Source organism: Lysobacter sp. A378, assembly GCF_054052125.1.
The window spans coordinates 744,222-765,222 of sequence record NZ_JBSVRK010000002.1 but is presented as its reverse complement, the minus strand read 5'-3'; the positions used below and the strand labels follow the sequence as shown (position 1 = coordinate 765,222).

The window sequence follows — 21,001 nt, the reverse complement described above, 5'->3', positions numbered from 1 at the left end:
GAAAAGTCAGGTTCCGTAGAGGTCCGATTGCCATGCCAACGACGCCGCTTGCCGCCGCGCCGCGCGCCAACCTGCTATCCAACGGCCGTTACACGGTGATGGTCACCGACGCCGGGTCGGGTTTCAGTCACTGGAATGGGACGGCCGTCACCCGTTGGCGGGAAGACCCGACCCGCGACCCGTGGGGCAACTACATCCTGTTGCGTGATGTCCGCAACGGCGCCTCATGGTCGGCCGGCTTGCAGCCTTGCGCGAGTCGACCGGATAGCTACGAGACGTTCGCGGAAGATGGCATGTTCCGCATTGAACGACGCGATGGGAGCCTGGACACGATCCTGCAGGTTGCCGTCGTGGGCAGCTTCGATACGGAAGGTGTCGATGCAGAGCTGCGACGCATCACGCTGGTCAATAGCAGCGATCAAGCGCGCGTTGTCGAGCTGACCTCCTATGCGGAACTGGTCCTTGGCTCGGCGGCGGGAGACGCGTCCCACCCGTCTTTTTCCAAGATGTTCGTGCAGACCGAATGGCTGCCCGATGCCGGCATCCTGTTGGCGACCCGGCGTCTACGCGATGCCGGCGAGTCGCAAACCTGGGCGGCACACGTGGCAGTGGTGGAGGGACAGGGCAGCACGACCAGTGAGTACGAGAGCGATCGCGCCCGGTTCCTCGGCCGCGGCCGGACATTGCGCAACGCGGCAGCGATGCAGGATAGCGTGGCTTTGTCGAACACCGCCGGCTCGGTGCTGGACCCGGTATTCAGCTTGCGCCGACGGGTGTGCGTCGACCCGGGCTCCTCGGCGCGGATCGCGTTCTGGACCTGCGTCGGACCGAGCCGGGACGCGGTGCTGGAAACCGCGCGCAGGCTTGCCGATGGCCTCGGCAGCTGTCGACAATGCGAACAGGTCCTGGAGGCGGCAGCTACCCAGGCCAGCAAGCAGCGCGAGCGGTTCGGTATCGATGATGCCGCCAGCGACCGGAGCCGGGAGCTCGCGTCGCCGTTGCTGTATGCCGATCCGGCATGGCGTGCGCCGGCGCAGCAGATCGAGCGTGGCGCCGGCGGTCAACCGAGTCTGTGGCCGTTGGGCATATCCGGCGACCGGCCCATCGTGTTGTTGCATGTTTCCAGCGCGGCCGATCTGGACGGGATCGACCAACTGCTGCGGATACAACGCTACCTGCATTGGCAGGGGCTCGGCGCCGACATCGTGCTGTTGAACGACCTGCTGTTGAACGACGCGCTGTTGAACGACGCCTCCGCCGATGACGGCGACACGCTGCACGAGTCGCTCGCCAGCAGGATCGAGACGCAAACCGCAGCTTTGGCATCCGATGCCACGGCGGCGGGTCGCGGCGTCGATGCCAGTGTGTTCCTGGTGCGCGGCGACCAGACCGAGCAGGCCCAGCGCGACAACCTGGCAACGGCTGCGCGGGTCGTCCTGGACGCCGGTACGGGTGGCAGGCATCAAGGTGCGACCAAGAAGGGTCGCGCCGAAGCGAGTCAGGTCGAAGTGGGTCACGATGAAGCGCAGGGCGCCCCAGATGTTGAACGGGGCACGCATGCCGCCGGCCAACGTCAGACCGCCTCGGGGCCTGGCACCCAACCCGTGTTGGTGTCGGCTCCCGCGCCGATTGCAGGGATCGAGTTCGACAACACATACGGTGGATTCACCGGCGAGGGTCGTCACTACACAATCCGTCTGTCCGGCAGCCGGTGTACGCCGTCACCGTGGACCAACGTGATCGCCAACCCGGACTTCGGCTTCATGGCAACCGCCGAGGGGGGCGGGCACACGTTCTCGGGAACCAGTCAGTTGAACCCGCTGACGCCGTGGCCGAACGACCCGGTCAGCGACATGCCAGGCGAGGTGCTGTACCTGCGTGATCTGGATAGTGGCGAGCTGTGGAGCGCGACGCCGTCTCCGATCCGGGTGCCGGGTGCGGACTACACCAGCGAGCACGGCAAAGGCTGGACCCGCTACGAACATGCTGCCCACGGACTGGAGATCGAACTGCTGCAATGCGTGCCGACCGCAGACCCGATCAAGCTGTCGCGCTTGCGCATCACCAACCCATCGGGCAATGCGCGGCGATTGTCGATCACCGCTTATGTCGAATGGGCGCTGGGGCCGAACGGGAAAGTGCCGGCACCGTACGTGGTCACCCGCCACGACGACGAGACCGGCGCGGTGTTTGCCTGCAACCGCTGGCGCGCCGAGTTTGCCGAACGCGTTGCCTATGCCGACCTGGGCGGCCGGCAGACATCGTGGACCGGCGACCGCGGCGAATTCCTCGGACGGCTGGGATCGGTAGAGGCGCCCGCCGCGTTGATGACCGATGCGGCGTTGTCGGGTCGCGTGGGCGCCGCGCTGGATCCTTGTGCCGCGCTGCAGACCGACATCGAGCTGGCCCCTGGCGAGCAGGTCGATGTCATGTTCCTGCTCGGCGACGCGCCCTCGGCCGGCGCGGCGCGGCGGTTGTTGGCCCGCTACCGTGCCCAGGACATCGAACGCGTGCTGGCGGACGTCACGGCATTGTGGGACGGCGTCCTGGACCAGGTGCAGGTGCAGACGCCGGACCGGGCGATGGACATCCTGCTCAACGACTGGTTGCTCTACCAGACCCTGTCGTGCCGGATGTGGGCGCGCACGGCGTACTACCAGTCCAGCGGCGCCTATGGGTTCCGCGATCAATTGCAGGATGTCACCGCGCTGTGCATCACCCGGCCGGATATCGCGCGCGAACAGTTGTTGCGCGCCGGCGCCCGGCAGTTCGTGGAAGGCGACGTGCAGCATTGGTGGCTGCCACCATCGGGGCAGGGTGTACGCACGCGGATGACCGATGACCGCATCTGGTTGCCGTTTGTCGCGATGCATTACATGGACACCACCGGCGATACCGGCGTGCTTGATGAGGACTTGCCTTTCCTGGAAGGGCCGCTGCTGGAAGAAGGCCAACACGAGGCGTTCTTCCTGCCCAAGGTGTCCGACCAGCACGGCAGCCTGTACGAACATTGCGCACTGGCACTGGATGTCAGCCTGTCACTGGGCCCACACGACCTGCCACTGATCGGCACCGGCGACTGGAACGACGGCATGAACCGGGTGGGCGAGCAGGGCAGGGGTGAGAGCATCTGGCTGGCGTGGTTCTTGCTGGACAATATCCAGCGTTTTGCGCCGATCGCCGAAGCACGTGGCGACCATGAGCGGGTTGCACTCTGGCGTGGTTGCGCTACGACCGTCAAGGCCGCACTGGAAACCGCAGGTTGGGACGGGCAGTGGTACCGCCGCGCGTACTACGACGACGGCACGCCGTTGGGTTCGCACACCAGCAAGGAGTGCCGGATCGACACCATCGCCCAATCGTGGAGCGTCATCTCGGACATGGGTGACCTGGCCCATGCCGCGCAGGCCATGGCGTCGGTGGACAAGCACCTGGTCGACCGGGAGCACCAGGTCGCGATGCTGTTCACCCCGCCATTCGACAAGTCCACGCATGACCCCGGCTACATCAAGGGCTACCTGCCAGGCATCCGTGAGAACGGCGGCCAGTACACCCACGGCTCGCTGTGGGCGATCTTTGCCTGGGCGAAGCTGGGCGACGGCAACAAGGCCGGCGAGTTGTTCGACATCTTCAACCCGATCCGCCACAGCGAAACCGCGGCCGCTGCCGAGCACTACAAGGTCGAACCCTACGTGTCCTGCGCCGATGTGTACTCGGTTGACGAGCTGGCGGGGCGTGGCGGTTGGACCTGGTACACCGGCTCGGGTGGATGGCTGTACCGCGCTGGCCTGGAAGCGATCCTGGGCATCCATCTGCGCGGCGACAAGTTGCTGATCGACCCGTGCATTCCCGCCGCATGGCCGGGTTTCACCATCCGCTACCGGCGTGGCGCGTCGCGGTATGTCATCAACGTGGAGAACCCGGATCGGGTCAGCCACGGCGTTGCCACGGTGGAGCTTGATGGTGTCGGCGTGCCATCGCAACAAGACGGTCAGCGGGGTGGGGTGATCGCCCTGATGGACGACGGCGCGGAGCACCGGGTGCGTATTCAGCTGGGCTGAACTGCCCGGTTCATTTCACCCAGGATAATGGGGCATGCCTGCGGTCGTTATCCCGTGGCAATGCTTCGCGTTGGCGTCACGCCCAGCCGCTCAAGTTGAGTGCACGCGCAAAGGACCAATCCAATGACCACTTCGAAGCGTACCCGTTCCAACGGCAAGGCGAAGAAGGTTGCCGGAAAATCGGCAGCGCGAGCGTCCGATAGCGGCGCCTCGACTGCGCCACCTTCTGGCACCGGCGACGCGCTCGCCCAACGGGCGGCAGATGTCGAGGCCACCGTCGCGGCTGTGCCGCACAACGCCAACAAGGCTGCCGAACACGGTCACAAAAATGCACTCGCGCCACCCGAAGGCCTGCACGTCCAACCACCATCCGACCTCGTCGGCGCCAGCACGCTAGCCGAAGCGAACCGCTCCAGCAAGACCGGCAATCCGGCGGTAGCGGGCAGCAACCCGACCGTCGGTCCGCTGGATCGCGTGCGCGTGGATGGCAGCGGCCAGCGCCTGACCACCAACCAGGGCGTGGCGGTCGCCGACAACCAGAATTCGCTCAAAGCCGGCCTACGTGGCCCCGCGCTGCTGAAGGATTTCATCCTGCGCGAGAAAGTCACCCACTTCGACCACGAACGCATCCCAGAGCGCGTCGTGCATGCGCGTGGGTCGGGTGCGCATGGGGTGTTCGAGTGCTACAAGCCGCTGACCAGACTCACTCGCGCGGCGCCGTTCCAGACCGCTGGCAAGACCACGCCGGTGTTCGTGCGTTTCTCCACCGTGGCCGGCGAACGCGGCTCCAAGGACACGGCGCGCGATGTGCGCGGGTTCGCGGTCAAGTTTTATACCGACGAAGGCAACTGGGACCTTGTCGGCAACAACATGCCGGTGTTCTTCATCCAGGACGCGATGAAGTTCCCCGACCTGGTGCACGCGGTCAAGCCCGAGCCGAACAACGCGATGCCACAGGCCGCCTCGGCCCACAACACGTTCTGGGACTTCGTCGGGCTGATGCCCGAGTCCATGCACACGATCCTGTGGCTGATGTCCGACCGCGCAATCCCGCGCAGCTTCCGGATGATGCAGGGTTTCGGCGTGCACACGTTCCGGTTCGTCAACGAAGCCGGCGAGTCGGTGTTCGTGAAATTCCACTGGAACCCACTGCTCGGCACCCACTCGCTGGTCTGGGACGAGGCGGTCAAGATCGCCGGCGCCGACCCGGACTACAACCGCCGCGACCTGTGGGAAGCGATTGAAGCTGGCGAGTACCCATCGTGGGAACTGGGCGTGCAGGTATTCACCGAGGAACAGGCCAACAAGTTCAGCTTCGACGTGCTCGACTCGACCAAGATCGTGCCTGAAGAGCTGGTGCCGGTGACGCCGATCGGGCGCATGACGCTCAACCGCAATCCCGACAACTTCTTCGCCGAGACCGAACAGGTCGCGTTCTGCAGCGCGCACGTCGTGCCCGGCATTGATTTCACCAACGATCCGCTACTGGCCGGTCGCATCCACTCGTATGTCGATACCCAGTTGACGCGACTGGGCGGGCCGAACTTCCACGAGATCCCGATCAATGCGCCGATCGCACCGGTGCAGAACAACCAGCGCGATGGCATGCATCGGCAGGCGATCCATCGTGGCGCTGCCGCTTACGAGCCCAACAGCCTCGGCGGCGGTTGTCCATTCCAGGCGGGTACCGCGGGTTTCGTGTCGTTTCCGGAGCCGGTGCAGCACGATGAGGTACGCGGCAAACCGGAGAAGTTCGCCGAACACTACAACCAGGCGGCGTTGTTTTATAACAGCCAGAGCCCGCCCGAGCAGGCGCATATCATCGCCGCGTTCCGTTTCGAGCTGAGCAAATGCACCGTGCCGGCGATCCGTGAGCGCGTGGTGTCGATGTTGCGCAACGTGTCCGAGCCCCTTGCGAATGGTGTCGCGCAGGGCCTGGGCATGGCAATGCCGGCGCCCATGCCGCGAGCACTGGCCAAACCGCCCAAGCCCGAAGTGGATCGGTCGCCCGCGCTGTCACTGCTGGCGCGCCCGGGCGATGGCGGCATTCGAACCCGCAAGATCGCGCTGCTGGTCGCCGACGGCGTTGACGGCGAGGCCGTGACCGCAGTGCAGGCGGCATTGCTTGCGGCCGGCGCGGTGCCGCGTCTGGTCGGCAGCCGCATCGGTCCATTCAAGACCGCGGCGGGCGACATGCTCGACGCGGATGCATCAATGGAGAATGAGCCGGCGGTGTTGTTCGACGCGCTGGTGCTGCCCGACGGTGCCGCCGGGCTGGCAGCGTTGAAACAGGACGGGCACACGGCCGAATTCATCAAGGACCAGTACCGTCACGGCAAGGCGATCCTGGCATTGGGTGAATCGCTGGCGCTTCTCGAAAGCGCCGGAGTGCCCCATACATTGCCGACAGGTGAAGACGATCCCGGGATTGTGATCGGGGGTGTCAAGAAGCTTGGACGAAGCATTGAAAGCTTTGTCAGCGCCGTTGCCGGCCATCGCCACCCAGAGCGTGAGACCGATCCCCCCGTGGTGTGATCGCCTCCTTCGGTAGCCGAAGCTGCGGTGGATGCGCTTGTCATACAGAGACGGATTGTTGGACTCTGTCTTACCGGACTGATGCGAGGCCATTGATCAACGGCGAGAGCCACGGTTCGTAATTGCGCCAGCGATCCAGTCCAGACCGATTGATCGGGAGCCGGACCTGCTGGGCGCTCGGAGTGTGAACTGGTCGGCGATTCTCGTGGAAACGGAGGCAGGACTGGTCGAAGTCCAGCCCAATATAGTTGAGAAGACGGCGAATCTCCGCATCTGGGTTTTCCACCAGCGATTCGTAGTGCAGTCGATAGACATGCCCTGGAAGGATCGCGTCGATATAATCCATCATTCGAATGTAGTCATTATTATATCGGGCCAGATCGTGCAGATTGGCAGGCAAGCTGCTTTCCCGATTGAAATAAGTGAAGTAAGTCGAAAGACAGCACGACAAGGGGTCTCGCCTGACGTCCACGATCCTGGCGTTCGGCAGGATCAGCCGGATAAGCGCGATGAATCGCCAATTGGCCGGCATTTTGTCGGTGAAATAGCGGCGGCCGCTTCTTCTGTGTCGACGCGTTGCGTCAAGATAGCGTCGCCCCAGTGCCTCCAGTTCGCTCGGTGTGAGCCTGGCCATGGCGCCGGGCAGGGATTCCCCTGTCGTATCGGTGCCGGAGATCGAGGCCGCAATGTCCTGAAGCTCGGACAACTCCCCCGCACCCTCCACCATCGGGTGGCTGGCAAGCATCTGTTCGACGAGCGTAGAGCCGGAGCGGGGCATGCCGACGATGAAGATCACATCGTCGGCGGGATGTCCGCAACCATGGCGTTCGGAAAAGAATGAAGGAGAAAGTGCTTCTTCATGGGACACAACCAGCTCCCGGATCTTTCGTGGATCGTAAGGGACGAGCGCTCCACGCAGAGCATTTGCCTGTTGGTAATGGCCGAAGGATTGCTCGAACCGCCCACGGTCGGCGAACGCCTTTCCAAGCGCGAACTGGAACTGGACTTTCTGAAACGGATCGCTGGCCTCCGGCAATACCTGTTCCATCATCCGGATGTCGTCCGCGCCCAGCGGGATCGTGCGCAGATTGGCAAGGTTCCACCATGCAGCGCCATTTGCGGGATCCAGCTGCAATGACCTGCGATAGGCCGCTACGGCCTGTTCGGTCTGGCCCATGGTTTTCAGGGCGTATCCATAGTTCATCCACAACACGGACGAGTCCGGCGCTCGCGCCACCAGTTCCTCGTGGACGTGAAGGGACTCCTCGATCCGGCGCGCGGCCGAGAGTACGCCCGACTTGATCGACAGCGGCCAGATGCTGGCCGGGTGCCGGACTATTTCGAGGTCGAGAAGCACGAGTGCTTCATCGTCCCGCCCCATGCGACAAAGCAGCGATGACAGATCCGCATGACCGAGGATGAAATCCGGTCGATAGGCGATGGCGCTTCGCAGCAACCGTTCCGCATCCGCGGCACGTCCGGTTCTGGCTGCGATCATGGCGAGCAGGCGCAAGGCTTCGACGTCATCGGACGCCTCCGCCAAACGGGAGCGGACGAGCGCCTCGGCTTTTGCCAGTTCATTGGATTGCAAGGCGTGTAGAGCTGCTGTCAGGGGCGTTTGTGCGGTGGTCACGAGTGGCCTGGATGGATGTTGGTCACGATGGCGGTTGTATCGGGATGCGCTCGAGATTGGTCGGATCCCATTGTGCTCGCTGTCGCGAGTGTGCCGTGTTCCGGCGAAAAGCGGTAATGCGGCCCAGCGTTTTACGAACGAAATGATCTGGAATGGAATTTTCAGGGACATCTGCGAGTTCTCATTGATTCTAATCATGGGAAAGAATCACCATTTATTTCGAAAACTCATCATTGATTTAGAACATTCACCATGTCCACGTCCAGGGGGGTTGCGGAGTGTGACGCCAGACAAACACCCAGCTAAGGCGATCGGTTAACGTAGAAAAACGTCGACGACGATGGAATACCCAGCTCGACTTTTGTCCGGGGATCGGCGATGGTGGTATGCGGGGAAAAATGGGAACGATAGAAATCGTCACAGTCGCCGGCCTGATGAGGGCCGGCGCGATTGCTTTCGACAGTCGAACTGATCCAGTTCATCTCACCTAGATGGTGAGCATTACCAATCGCGCCATCATGCCCACTCGTGGAATGAGGCTTGCAGCACTACTAGGGGACAATCCATGGCCGACAGAACGAAGCAGTTTCAACGCACTCGTGGTTCGAGAACGCTTTCGAAGAGCCTGCTGTGCACTGCGCTGGCGGCGGTCCTGGCTGCCGGTGTTCCAACGGTCACCCATGCGGAAGACCGTTACTGGGATGCGAACGGCACGGCTGTCGGTTCCGGTGGTTCCGGAACGTGGAACCTGAGCAACCTCAACTGGAGTCCCAACGGCGACGGCGTCAGCGGTCCTTTCGCGCTTCCCTGGAGCAACGCGCTGCTCGACAACGCGATCTTCGGCGGCACCGCCGGAACCGTGAACCTGGGTGACCCGATCGCGGTTCACAACCTCACTTTCAATACGGCAGGGTATGTCCTCACCGGCAATACGCTGACGCTCGGCGGCGCTTCGCCCACCATCACCGCGGCCGGCAGCGCTACGATCAATTCGATCATCGCCGGCACATCGGGTCTCACCAAGGCCGGTGCCGGGACGCTGCAACTGTCAGGCGCAAATACATACAGCGGCGGCATCTCCCTTCTCGGCGGCACCCTGTATGGCGTCACCGACGGTGCGCTCGGTGCGGCGGGCAACGACATCACTACCGCGGCAGGCACCACTGTCGGCCTCAGAATAGACGGCGCGGGAACCGCGAGGTCGATCACGATCGGAGATGGCGGCACCCTGACCGTGAGTGGTGCCGGCGTCGGCTCGGCCCTTATCAGCGGGAACGGCAGGGTCAATGTCGCGCCTTCCAACAATGCACTCAGCATCGTCCAGCTGACGAATGACGCCAACAGCTATACCGGCACAACGATCTTCAACGGCTGCAACGGCGTTTGCAGCGCCTATTTCTCCTCGATCGCCGATCTCGGCCAGGCAAGCTCGCTCGGCGCACCGACGACCGTAGTCGACGGCACGATTGTCTTCAACCAAGCCAGCCAGTACAGCGACAACGTCATCTACATCGGCGACGGCGACAGTTCGAACAGGAACTGGGATATCAATGGCGGTGCTGCCCAGATCCGGAATCGCGGCACGGGCACCCTGACGATCACGGGCGATGTCGACGTTTCCGCGGGCGCAGCGTTCAGCGCGGAAGATGCGGACATCGAACTGCTGGGTGTCCTGAGCGGGGCCAACTACAGCTTCATCGCGAATCCGGATCGTACCATCACGCTGGCCGGTGCGAATACGTTTTCCGGCACGGCGGGCATCGGCGGGCTGGTGCGGGCATCGGTGCTGGCGGACGTCGGCAGCGCCAGTTCGCTGGGCATGGGGACAAGCATCAACCTGAGCAACGGCATCCTCAGCTATACGGGAGGCGGTTCGAGCAGCAACCGGACATGGGGCGTCAACGGTGCCAACAGCATCCTCAACGATGGCAGCGGCGCGCTGGCACTGAGCGGGGGTCTTGCCTTCAATCCCGGCAATCCAGCCATCGACACCCTGACACTTGGCGGCAGTTTTGCGGGCGTCAACAGCTTTTCCGGGGTCATCTCGGGCAACGGCCATCTGATCAGCGATGGGTCGGGAAGCTGGAACCTGGATGGTGCGAACACATTCGTTGGCTCGGTCACCGTCAACAACGGCGTCCTGCGTGCCGGCAATGCCTCGGCGTTCGGAGAGGCGACGGGCTTCACCGTCAACGGCGGCACGCTGGATTTGAACAGCTTCGATCTCATTGCACCTTCGATCGCCGGAACCGGCGGGTCGATTGCTTTGGGCAGCGCCACCCTGACCGTCAAGGCGACCACCGCGCAGAGCTATGCAGGCAGCATCGCTGGTAGCGGCGGTCTCACCAAGAGCGGTGCGGGCACGCTGACCCTTACCGGCGCCAGCACCTACAGTGGCGCCACGACGATCAACGGCGGCAGGCTCGCGCTTGACTTCACCGGCGCCGGCGGCCCCGCCAACAACATTCTTTCGGCATCGTCGCCCCTGGTCCTGTCCGGCGGCGTCCTCGACGTCCTGGGCGCGGCAGGGGAAAACAACAGCCAGGCCCTCAACGGGCTGACGGTGAACGCGGGTAGCAACACGGTGCGCGCGATCGCGGGCGCGGGCGGGTCGGTGGACCTCAGCCTCGGCGCGATCACCCGCGCCGGCGGACTCGTCAACTTCGTACTGCCGACCGCGGGCGCCATCTCGACGACCAATGCCGACGGCCTGCTTGGCGGTTGGGCGACCATCGCCGGAACCGACTACGCCAAGGTCGTGGGCGGGGACATCATCGCGTTCGACGAGACCGACTACACCGACAAGGACGATGCCGGCACCTGGCTGACCGGCGAGATCATCAGCGACACCGAAGGCCTTGCCGATACACCTTTCTTCGGCACCGTTGGCGGCAACGTTTCCCTGGGCGGCCTGCGCTATACCGCGGCTGCGGACTCCACCGTCACGATCGGGGCAGGAAACACGCTCGGCGTCGACGGGACGATCATCGTCGCGCCCAGTGTGGCCGACAATGATCAGACCATCACCGGCGGTTCCCTGACCAGTGGCATCGGTGGGGGTGCGCTCGGGCTTCAGCAGAACGGCGAGGGCACCTTCACGATCGGCTCGACGATCGTCGACGGTACGGGCGTCACGTCTTTCGCCAAGGGCGGCGCCGGCTTGGCCGTGTTGACCGGTGCCAACACCTACACCGGTACGACGACGCTGACCGACGGCACCCTCCGGGTCGGCAGCGTCGGCAACGGCGGCGTCGCGAGCAGTATCGGCGCGTCCACGGCGGCATCGTCGAATCTCGTCCTTGAGGGTGGAACCCTTCAGTACGGGGGAGCGACCGCCACCACCGACCGCGGGTTCACGCTCGTCAACGGCAGCCCTTCCAGGACGATCGAAGTCTCCAATGGCGCGACCGACCTGACGTTCACGGGGCAGGTGACCAGCCCGGACGACGCCGGCTTCATCAAAACCGGCGCGGGGACGCTGACGCTCGCCAACGCCGCGAACGATTACGTCGGCGTGACCACGGTCACCGGCGGCACGCTGGCCGCGACCACGCTCACCGACGGTGGAGTCGCCAGCAGCATCGGCGCGGCGTCGAGCGATCCGGCCAACATCGTGCTGGCGGGCGGAACGCTCGCCTACACCGGTGCCACGACCGGCAGCGACCGGGGGATGACGTTCGGGGCCGGCGGCGGCGGGATCGGCGTGACCGATGCGGCCACCGCGCTGACGCTCTCCGGCATCCTGACCGGCACCAGCCTGCGCAAGGAAGGCGCGGGCACGCTCGTGCTCAGCGGGGCGAATACCTACACGAACGGGACGTCGGTCAACGAAGGCACCCTGCGCGCCGGGGCCGAGAACGTCTTCGGTGGCGGCGCCATGAGCGTCGCCGCGGACACGTTGCTCAACCTGGACGGCTTCGACAACGCAATCAGCTCGCTGAATGGGGCCGGAGACATCGATCTCGGCTTGGCCACCCTGACCGTCAACAGTGGCGGCACGTTCACCGGCACGATCAGCGGCAGCGGCGGACTCACGCGCTCGGGAACCGGCCAGTTCACGCTCAGCCTGAACGGCTGCAACAATACCTACACCGGTGCCACCACGGTCACCGGTGGCACCACGCTCGCCACCGATTGCCTTGCCGATGGCGGTGCGGCGAGCGGCATCGGCGCGTCCAGCAACGCACCGTCCAGCCTTGTGCTCAGCAACGGAATCCTGAACTACACCGGCGGCACCGTGATCACGGATCGCGGCTTCACGGTGGCCGGCACCGGCGCCATGCGCGTGGATTCCGCCGCGACGACGCTCGAGTTCACCGGCGACATCGTGGGTACGGGCGGTCTGCGCAAGGACGGTCCCGGCACGCTCGTCCTGTCGGGCGTAAACAGTTCGACGGGCAATGCCACCATCACTGGCGGCACATTGCGCGCAGGGTCGGCCACTGCGCTTGGCAGCGGTGCACTCACGCTTACCAATACGGCGGGCGTCTTGCTGGATCTCGATGGTTACGACAACAACGTCGGTTTTCTTGCCGGCGGTGGCGCGAACGGCGGCAACATCGAGCTGGACGGCGCGACGCTCACCATCAATGCCGGCAGTAGCCTCGCCAGCGCCAACTACGCGGGCGCGATCACGGGCAGCGGCGACCTCGTCAAGAATGGCGGAGGCATCCAGCAGCTGTCGGGCTGCGCCAGCAGCTACGACGGCGGCACCACCATCAATGGCGGCACCCTCGCAGTGGCATGCCTGGATGATGGCGGGGCCAACAGTTCGATCGGGTCGTCCTCGGCGGCGGCGAGCAATCTCGTCCTCAATGGCGGCACGCTGCAGTACATCGGCGCGGGCGGAAGCACCAACCGGCAGTTCACCCTTGGGCCGTCGGCTACGAGCGGGCTCGACGCATCCGGAGCCGGAGCGATCGCCTTCACCAATACATCGGCGATCTCGTTCTCGACCCCGAACACCGCGCAGGCGCTGACGCTCGGTGGCGCCAGCACCGGCGACAACACGCTCGCCGCCCAGATCACCGACAACGGAACCGGCGTCACCCGCCTGGCCAAGACCGGCGCGGGCACCTGGATCCTGACCAATTCCGCAAGCGACTATACCGGCATCACCACGATCAGCGGTGGCGTCCTCGGCGTCGACAAGCTCTCCGACGGCGGCGTTGCCAGCAGCATCGGCGCGTCCTCCGCGGACGCGGCGAATCTGGTCATCGGCAACGGCTCGACCTTGCGCTACACGGGCTCCGGCGACACCACCAACCGTCTGTTCACCCTCTCGTCGGGCGTGACCTTCATCGAATCCTCCGGTACCGGCGCGATCGTCTTCACCGACACCGGCCCGGTAACGCTGCAGAACAACAACCAGGCGCGCACGATCGCGCTGGGCGGAACCAACGCCGGCCTCAACACGCTTGCCGGCTCGATCGGCGATGCGGGGACCGGCGTCACCACGCTGGCGAAGAACGACAGCGGCACCTGGGTGCTGACGGGAAACCACAGCTACACCGGTTCGACCAACGTCAACGACGGCATCCTGTTCATCGGCGATGGCGGCACGACCGGTTCGATTGCCAGTGCCACGGTCAACAATTTCGGCATGCTGGGCTTCAACCGCAGCGACGCGATCGCGTACGACGGGACGATCGTCGGCACCGGCTCCCTGCTGCAGGCGGGTGCGGGCACGACCACGCTTGTCGGCACGAACACCTATTCGGGCGGCACCACGATCGACGCCGGCACGCTGCAACTCGGCGACGGCGGGACGACCGGCAGCATCGTCGGCGATGTCGTCAACAACGGCACGCTGGTCTTCAACCGCAGCAACGGCTACACCTTCGGGGGCCTCATCTCCGGCGGCGGCAGGGTGGTCCAGGACGGTCCGGGTACGACGGTACTGTCCGGCACCAACACGTATGCCGGCGGCACCGTGATCAACGCCGGCACGCTGCAGATTTCGAGCGATGCCAACCTGGGTGATGCGACAGGCGGTGTGACTTTTGACGGCGGCACGCTGCGCAGCACCGCCGACATCGCCAACGGCCGCGATGTGACGCTGGCCGGTGACGGCACGGTGCTGACCGACGCCGGTACAACCTTCGAGCTCGGCGGCTTGGTCTCGGGCGCGGGCGCGTTCACCAAATCCGGTGCCGGCACGCTGGTGCTGACGGCCGACAACACCTACACCGGCGGCACGACGATCGCCGGCGGCACGCTGCAGCTCGGCGATGGCGGCACCAGCGGCTGGATCCTGGGCGATGTGGCGAACAACGGTGTGCTCGCGTTCGACCGCTCCGATGATGTGACCTTCGCCGATCTCGTGACCGGCAGCGGCAGCCTGGTCCAGAACGGCCCGGGGGTGCTCACGCTGACCGGCGACAACGGCTATGGCGGCCCGACCGTGGTCAACGCCGGCACCTTGCTGGTCAATGGCAACCAGGCGACGGCGACGGGGCTGACCACGGTCAATGCCGGTGCCACGCTGGGCGGTATGGGCACGATTGGCGGCGACGTCCTCGTCAACACCGGCGGCACGCTGTCGCCGGGCGTGAGCGTGGGCACGCTGACGATCGGCGGGGACCTGTCGCTGTCCACCGGTTCGTCACTGGACTTCGCGTTCGGCCAGGCCAACGTCGCCGGCGGTCTGCTCAACGACCTGGTCGATGTCGGCGGCAATCTCGTGCTTGACGGCACGATCAACGTCAGCGTTCCGACCGGCGGCAGTTTCGGCGGCGGCATCTACCGCGTCTTCAACTACGGCGGCGCGCTGACCGACAACGGGCTCGATCTCGGCACGCTGCCCACCGGCGCCAGCGTCACGGTGCAGACCTCGGTGGGAGGGCAGGTCAACCTGGTCAACTCGACCGGGCTGGAGTTGAGTTTCTGGGACGGCGACGCCGGTCCGAAGTTCAACGATTCGGTCGACGGCGGTGCGGGCGTCTGGCAGCTCACGGGCAGCGGCAACAACTGGACCGACCCGGACGGCAGTATCAATGCCGCCTATGCGGATGGCAGCTTCGCGGTCTTCGCGGGCCTCGGTGACGTCGTCACCGTGGACAACGGCAATGGCGCGGTCACGGCCTCGGGCATGCAGTTCGCGAGCGACGGTTATCTCGTCACCGGCGACGCGCTGGCGCTGACCGACGCCGAGTCGGTGATCCGCGTCGGCGACGGCACCGCGGACGGGGCGGCGTTTACCGCGACCATCGGCAGCGAGCTCACCGGCAATGCGCAGCTGGTGAAAACCGACCTGGGCACGCTGGTGCTGACCGGCACCAACAGCTACTCCGGCGGCACCAGGATCAGCGAGGGTACGCTGCAGATCGGCGACGGCGGCAGCACGGGTTCGCTCCTCGGCGATGTCGCCAACGACGGCACGCTGGCGTTCGACCGTTCGGACGACGTGGCCTTCATCGATGCCATCTCGGGCGGCGGTGCAGTGGTGAAGCAGGGCGTCGGTGCCCTCACGCTCGGCGGTGCCAACAGCTACGCGGGTGGCACGACGATCGAGGACGGCACGTTGCGGATCTCGAGCGACGCCAACCTCGGCGCCGCCAGCGGCGCGCTGGTCTTCGAAGGCGGCACGCTGAACACCACCGCCGACATCGCCAGCGGCCGCGACGCGACCCTGGTGGCCACCGGTACCGTGCTGACCGACGCGGGCACCACCTTCGCCCTCGGCGGCACCGTCGCGGGCGCCGGCGGCCTCGCCAAGTCGGGTGCGGGCACGCTGGTGCTTACCGGCACCAATACCTACTCCGGCGGCACGACGATCGGCGCGGGCCTGTTGCAGGTCGGCAATGGCGGCACCACCGGCTCGATCACCGGCAACGTCATCAATGACGGCACGCTGGCGTTCAACCGTTCGAACGACCTGGCGTTCGCCGGCGTCGTCTCCGGCAGCGGCACGCTGGTGAAGCAGGGCGGCGGAGTCCTCACGCTGGGTGGCACAAACGGCTACACGGGTGGCACGACGATCGAAGATGGCACGCTCCGCATCTCGAGCGATGCCAACCTGGGCGCCGTGGTCGGCACGCTGACCTTTGATGGCGGCATGCTGAACACCACCGCTGACATCGCCAGCGGCCGCGATGTGACACTGGCCGCCACCGGCACCGTGATGACCGACGCGGGCACAACCTTCGAACTCGGCGGCCTGGTCTCGGGCGCCGGCGCGCTCGCCAAGTCCGGCGCGGGCACGCTGGTGCTCACCGGCGCCAACAGCTATGGCGGCGGCACGAACATCGACGCCGGCACGCTGCAGATCTCGAACGACGCCAACCTGGGCGATGCCGCAGGCGACGTGACCTTCGACGGCGGCACGCTGCGCACGACCGCCGACCTTGCCAGCGCTCGCGACATGACGCTGGTCGGCGCGGGCACGGTGTCGACCGACGCGGGCACCCTCTTCGAACTCGGCGGTACGGTCTCGGGCGCGGGCGCGTTCACCAAGTCGGGCGCCGGCACGCTGGTGCTGACGGCCGACAACACCCACACCGGCGGCACGACGATCGCCGGCGGCACGCTGCAGCTCGGCGACGGCGGCACCAGCGGCTGGATCACGGGCAACGTGGCGAACGATGGCGTGCTGGTGTTCGACCGTTCCGACGACGTGAACTTCGTCGGTCTGGTCTCCGGCAGCGGCGCCCTGGTGAAGCAGGGCAACAACGCCCTCACCCTGACGGCCGACAACACCTACACCGGCGGCACCACGATTGCGGGCGGCACGCTGCAGCTCGGCAATGGCGGCACCAGCGGCTGGATCCTGGGCGACGTCGCCAACGATGGCTCCCTGGTGTTCGCCCGCTCCGATGACGCGACCTTCGACGGACTCGTATCCGGCAGCGGCGGACTGGTCCAGAACGGTGCGGGTGTCGTCACGCTGACGGCGGACAACAGCTATGGCGGCACCACGGTACTGAACGCCGGCACGTTGCTCGTCAACGGCGACCAGTCGGCGGCGATCGGCGCCACGACGGCAAACGGCGGCGCGACACTGGGCGGCGGCGGCATCATCGGTGGCGATGTCGCCATTGCAAGCGGGGCCAGCATCAACCCCGGCTTCGCCGGCGCGACGCCCGGCGTGCTCACGATCGGAGGCGACCTGGCGCTGGCCAACGGAGCCACGCTCAACTACGACTTCGGCGAAGCCGATATCGTCGGCGGCGCATTCAACGACCTGATCGCCGTCGGCGGCGATCTGGTGCTCGACGGCACACTCGACGTCGCCACGAGCGCCGGCGGCAGCTTCGGGCCGGGTATCTACCGCGTGCTCAACTACGGAGGCGCGCTGAGCGGTCCGGGCCTGACGTTGGGCACCCTGCCGTCGGGCACGGATTTCTATGTGCAGACGTCAGTCGCTCATGAGGTCAACCTCATCAACACCAGCGGCCTGGCACTGCGCTTCTGGGACGGCGCCGCAGGTGGGCGCAACGACGGCACGATCACCGGCGGCGACGGCATCTGGCAGAACACGGCCGGCAACGACAACTGGACGCTCGACGACGGCTCGATCAACGCGCCGTTCCTCGACAGCGCGTTCGCGATCTTCCAGGGGACGGGAGGCACCGTCACCGTGGACGACAGCCTGGGCGCCATCAACGTCGCCGGCATGCAGTTCGCGGCCGACGGCTATGCGATCGAGGGCGACCGTATCGATCTGGTCGGGTCGCAGGCGATCGTCCGTGTTGGCGACGGCACCGTCCCGGGCGGCGACTACATCACGACCATCGCGTCGGAACTCGCAGGCGCGGCGCAGCTGGTGAAGAGCGATGCCGGCACCCTCGTGCTGTCGGGCGCCAACAGCTACACCGGCGGCACGCTGGTCGACGGCGGCACGCTGCAGATCTCGAATGATGCCAACCTCGGCGCGGCGGCGGGCGGGCTCGGGTTCGATGGCGGCGTGCTGCACACCACAGCCGACGTGACCTCGGGTCGCGCCATCGTGCTCACCGGCGCTGGCACGGCCGATGTCGATGTGGATACCTCGCTGGTGCTCTCCGGGACGTTGTCGGGTGTCGGCGGCCTCACCAAACTCGGCGACGGCACGCTGGTGCTGTCGGGCACGGGTGGCAATGACGGCGGCATGTCCATTGACGCCGGAACCCTGCTGCTCAACGGCGACTACTCGGCCGCGGCAGGCCCGACCGGCGTTTCGCTCGGAGCGACGCTGGGCGGCACCGGAACGATCGGCGGCGACGTGACGCTGGCCGATGGCGCAACGCTCACCCCGGGTGCGGGCGGGCCGGGCACGCTCAGGATCGACGGCAACCTGTCGCTCGCCTCGGGCAGCCTGCTCGCCTTCGAGTTCGGCGAGGCCAACGTGGCGGGCGGCGCACTCAACGACCTGGTTGAAGTCGGCGGCGACCTCGTGCTCGATGGCACGCTCGACGTAAGCGTGCCGGTTGGCGGCGCCTTCGAACCCGGTGTGTACCGGGTGTTCAACTACGGCGGTGCGCTGACCGACAACGGGCTCGAGCCCGGCACGCTGCCGGACGGCAGCGACGCCACGGTACAGACCTCGATCGCCGGACAGGTGAACCTGGTCAACACCGCGGGCCTCACCCTCAACTTCTGGGACGGGGCGGCCGGTCCGAAGAATGATGGTGCCGTGAATGGCGGTGACGGCTTGTGGCAGAGCAGCCTCGGCAACGGAAACTGGACCGATGCCAACGGACAGGTGAACGCGCCGTACACCGATGCCGCATTCGCGATCTTCGCCGGCACCGCCGGCACCGTCGAGGTCGACAACAGCGTCGGCGCCGTTTCCGCGAGCGGCATGCAGTTCGCGACCGACGGCTATTCGATCGTCGGTGACGACCTCACCCTGGTCGGACCGGACGCGACGATCCGGGTCGGCGACGGCTCCGCAGCGGGGGCGGGCTTCACCGCCACCATCGGTGCGGTGCTGGGCGGTGACGCGCGATTGGTGAAGACCGATGCCGGCACGCTCGTACTGAACGGAGACAACACCTATACCGGCGGCACGCGCATTGCCGGCGGCACGCTCCAGATCACGGGCGATGCCAACCTCGGCGCCGCCGCGCGCGGCGTCACGCTCGATGGAGGCACCCTGGCCACGAGCGCCGACCTGTCGAGCGAGCGTGGCATCGAACTCGCGGGCAACGGAGCGATCGCGACCGCGACGGGCACGACCTTTACCTTCGAAGGCCTGTTCTCCGGTGCGGGCACGCTGACCAAGGCCGGCGCGGGCACATTGCTCGTGGCCAGCGACAACGACAGCTACGTCGGCACCACGTCGGTCTCGGACGGCACGCTGGATGTCCGCGGCCGCCTCGGCGGCGCCGTGAACGTCGGCACCAATGGCCGCCTCGAAGGAATCGGCCGGATCGGCACCCTCACGAACGCGGGTGTCGTCGCACCAGGCGGCAGCGTCGGCAGGCTGACTGTCGCGGGCAATTACCTGGGCAGGGACGGCACGCTGGAGATCGAGGCCGCGCTTGGCAACGATGACTCGGCCACCGATCTGCTGGTGGTGCAGGGCGCCACCTCCGGCAACACCCGGGTCAGCGTGATCAATCGCGACGGGCTTGGCGCGCAAACCGTCGAAGGCATCAAGATCGTCGACGTCGCCGGTGCCTCGAACGGCGCGTTCACGCTCGATGGCGATTACATGTTCCAGGGCGAACAGGCGGTGGTCGCCGGCGCCTATGGCTATCGCCTCTACAAAAACGGCGTTGCCGAGCCCGGGGACGGCGACTGGTATCTGCGTTCGTCGCTGCTCGACGGTTCGTCGCCCGACGATCCGGATACGCTCTACCAGCCTGGCGTCCCGGTGTATGAAGCCTATTCGCAGACCTTGCTTGCGCTCAGTAACCTTTCGACCCTGCAACAGCGGGTCGGGAACCGCTTCTGGGGGGTGGAGCTCGTCGGAGCCGGCGTGGGTATCTGGGGCCGGGTGGAGTCCAGTAATCAGCGCCCGGAGCCCATCTCCTCGACCAGCGGTGCCGATCGGAACATCGACAGCCGGCAAATTCAGATGGGCATCGATGCGCTCGTGTCCGAGCGTGAGGATGGCTCGGTGCTGATTGGCGGGGTCAGCGTGCACGATGGCAGGGCCGATGCCAGCGTCACTTCGATCTTCGGCAACGGTTCGATCGATACCCACGCCCATGGTCTTGGCGCAACGCTCACATGGTATGGCCCACAGGGGTTCTACCTGGATGCCCAGACGAAGCTCAGCTGGTTCGCAAGTGACCTGAACTCAGCCACGCTTGGTAATCTCGTCAAAAGCAACAACGGCAAGGGCGAAGCGGTCAGCGTCGAGGTCGGCAAGCGGTACGCGGTGAGCGACGCGCTTGCGCTGACGCCGCAGTTCCAGGCGATCTATGCCCATGTCGATTTCGATCGCTATGCCGATCCGGCGGGTGCACTCGTTTCGGCGGACAAGGGCACCAGCCTGAAGACCCGCGGGGGTGTCTCGCTCGATCACCAGACGAGTTGGAGCAGCGCCTCGGGCGACGTCCGTCGCACGCATCTGTATGGCCTGGCCAATCTGACGTACGAATGGCGCGACGGTACCGGCGTCGATGTCTCCGGCACGTCGATCGGCAGCCGCGATCGCAGGATGTGGGGCGAACTGGGCCTCGGCGGCAGCTATAACTGGGGCCGCGGCGCATACACGATTTACACTGAAATCTCTGCCGACACGCCCATCGCCGACTTCGGTAACGCATACGGCTTCAAGGGAACCATCGGCATCAGGGCCAGCTTCTGACCGAGCGCCTGAAGCACTCAACATCTACAGGAG

Annotated in this window: 4 protein-coding genes; 3 read left to right on the top strand and 1 reads right to left on the bottom strand. The window is 65.8% G+C overall.

Features of this window, described 5'->3' with window-relative positions; all coding sequences use genetic code 11:
- The first annotated feature begins 32 nt into the window (after window positions 1-32).
- Together ACW7G1_RS09380 and ACW7G1_RS09375 are read left to right on the top strand one after the other, a co-directional pair.
- Window positions 33-4,061 carry a GH36-type glycosyl hydrolase domain-containing protein gene (locus tag ACW7G1_RS09380; RefSeq protein ID WP_456979466.1) on the top strand — a complete coding sequence of 1,343 codons (4,029 nt, stop codon included), beginning with the start codon at window positions 33-35 and terminating at the stop codon, window positions 4,059-4,061.
- A 123-nt stretch (window positions 4,062-4,184) separates the two neighbouring features.
- The gene (locus ACW7G1_RS09375) at window positions 4,185-6,596 is read left to right on the top strand and encodes a catalase (protein ID WP_456979465.1); all 2,412 of its coding nucleotides are present in this window, start codon (window positions 4,185-4,187) and stop codon (window positions 6,594-6,596) included.
- A gap of 70 nt (window positions 6,597-6,666) precedes the next feature.
- On the opposite strand, the gene ACW7G1_RS09370 is transcribed toward ACW7G1_RS09375, so the two are convergent.
- Entirely contained in the window at window positions 6,667-8,400 is a 1,734-nt protein-coding gene (locus ACW7G1_RS09370) for a sulfotransferase (protein WP_456979464.1), read from the bottom strand.
- A 394-nt stretch (window positions 8,401-8,794) separates the two neighbouring features.
- Between ACW7G1_RS09370 and ACW7G1_RS09365 the strand changes: the two genes are divergently transcribed.
- The gene (locus ACW7G1_RS09365) at window positions 8,795-20,968 is read left to right on the top strand and encodes an autotransporter-associated beta strand repeat-containing protein (protein ID WP_456979463.1); all 12,174 of its coding nucleotides are present in this window, start codon (window positions 8,795-8,797) and stop codon (window positions 20,966-20,968) included.
- The last annotated feature ends 33 nt before the right edge of the window (window positions 20,969-21,001 follow it).

Excerpts from the sequence above, each read along its gene's own strand:
- ACW7G1_RS09375 (WP_456979465.1), top strand. The coding sequence starts at position 4,185 with ATGACCACTTCGAAGCGTACCCGTTCCAACGGCAAGGCGAAGAAGGTT.
- ACW7G1_RS09365 (WP_456979463.1), top strand. The coding sequence starts at position 8,795 with ATGGCCGACAGAACGAAGCAGTTTCAACGCACTCGTGGTTCGAGAACG.
- ACW7G1_RS09370 (WP_456979464.1), bottom strand. The coding sequence starts at position 8,400 with ATGTCCCTGAAAATTCCATTCCAGATCATTTCGTTCGTAAAACGCTGG.
- ACW7G1_RS09380 (WP_456979466.1), top strand. The coding sequence starts at position 33 with ATGCCAACGACGCCGCTTGCCGCCGCGCCGCGCGCCAACCTGCTATCC.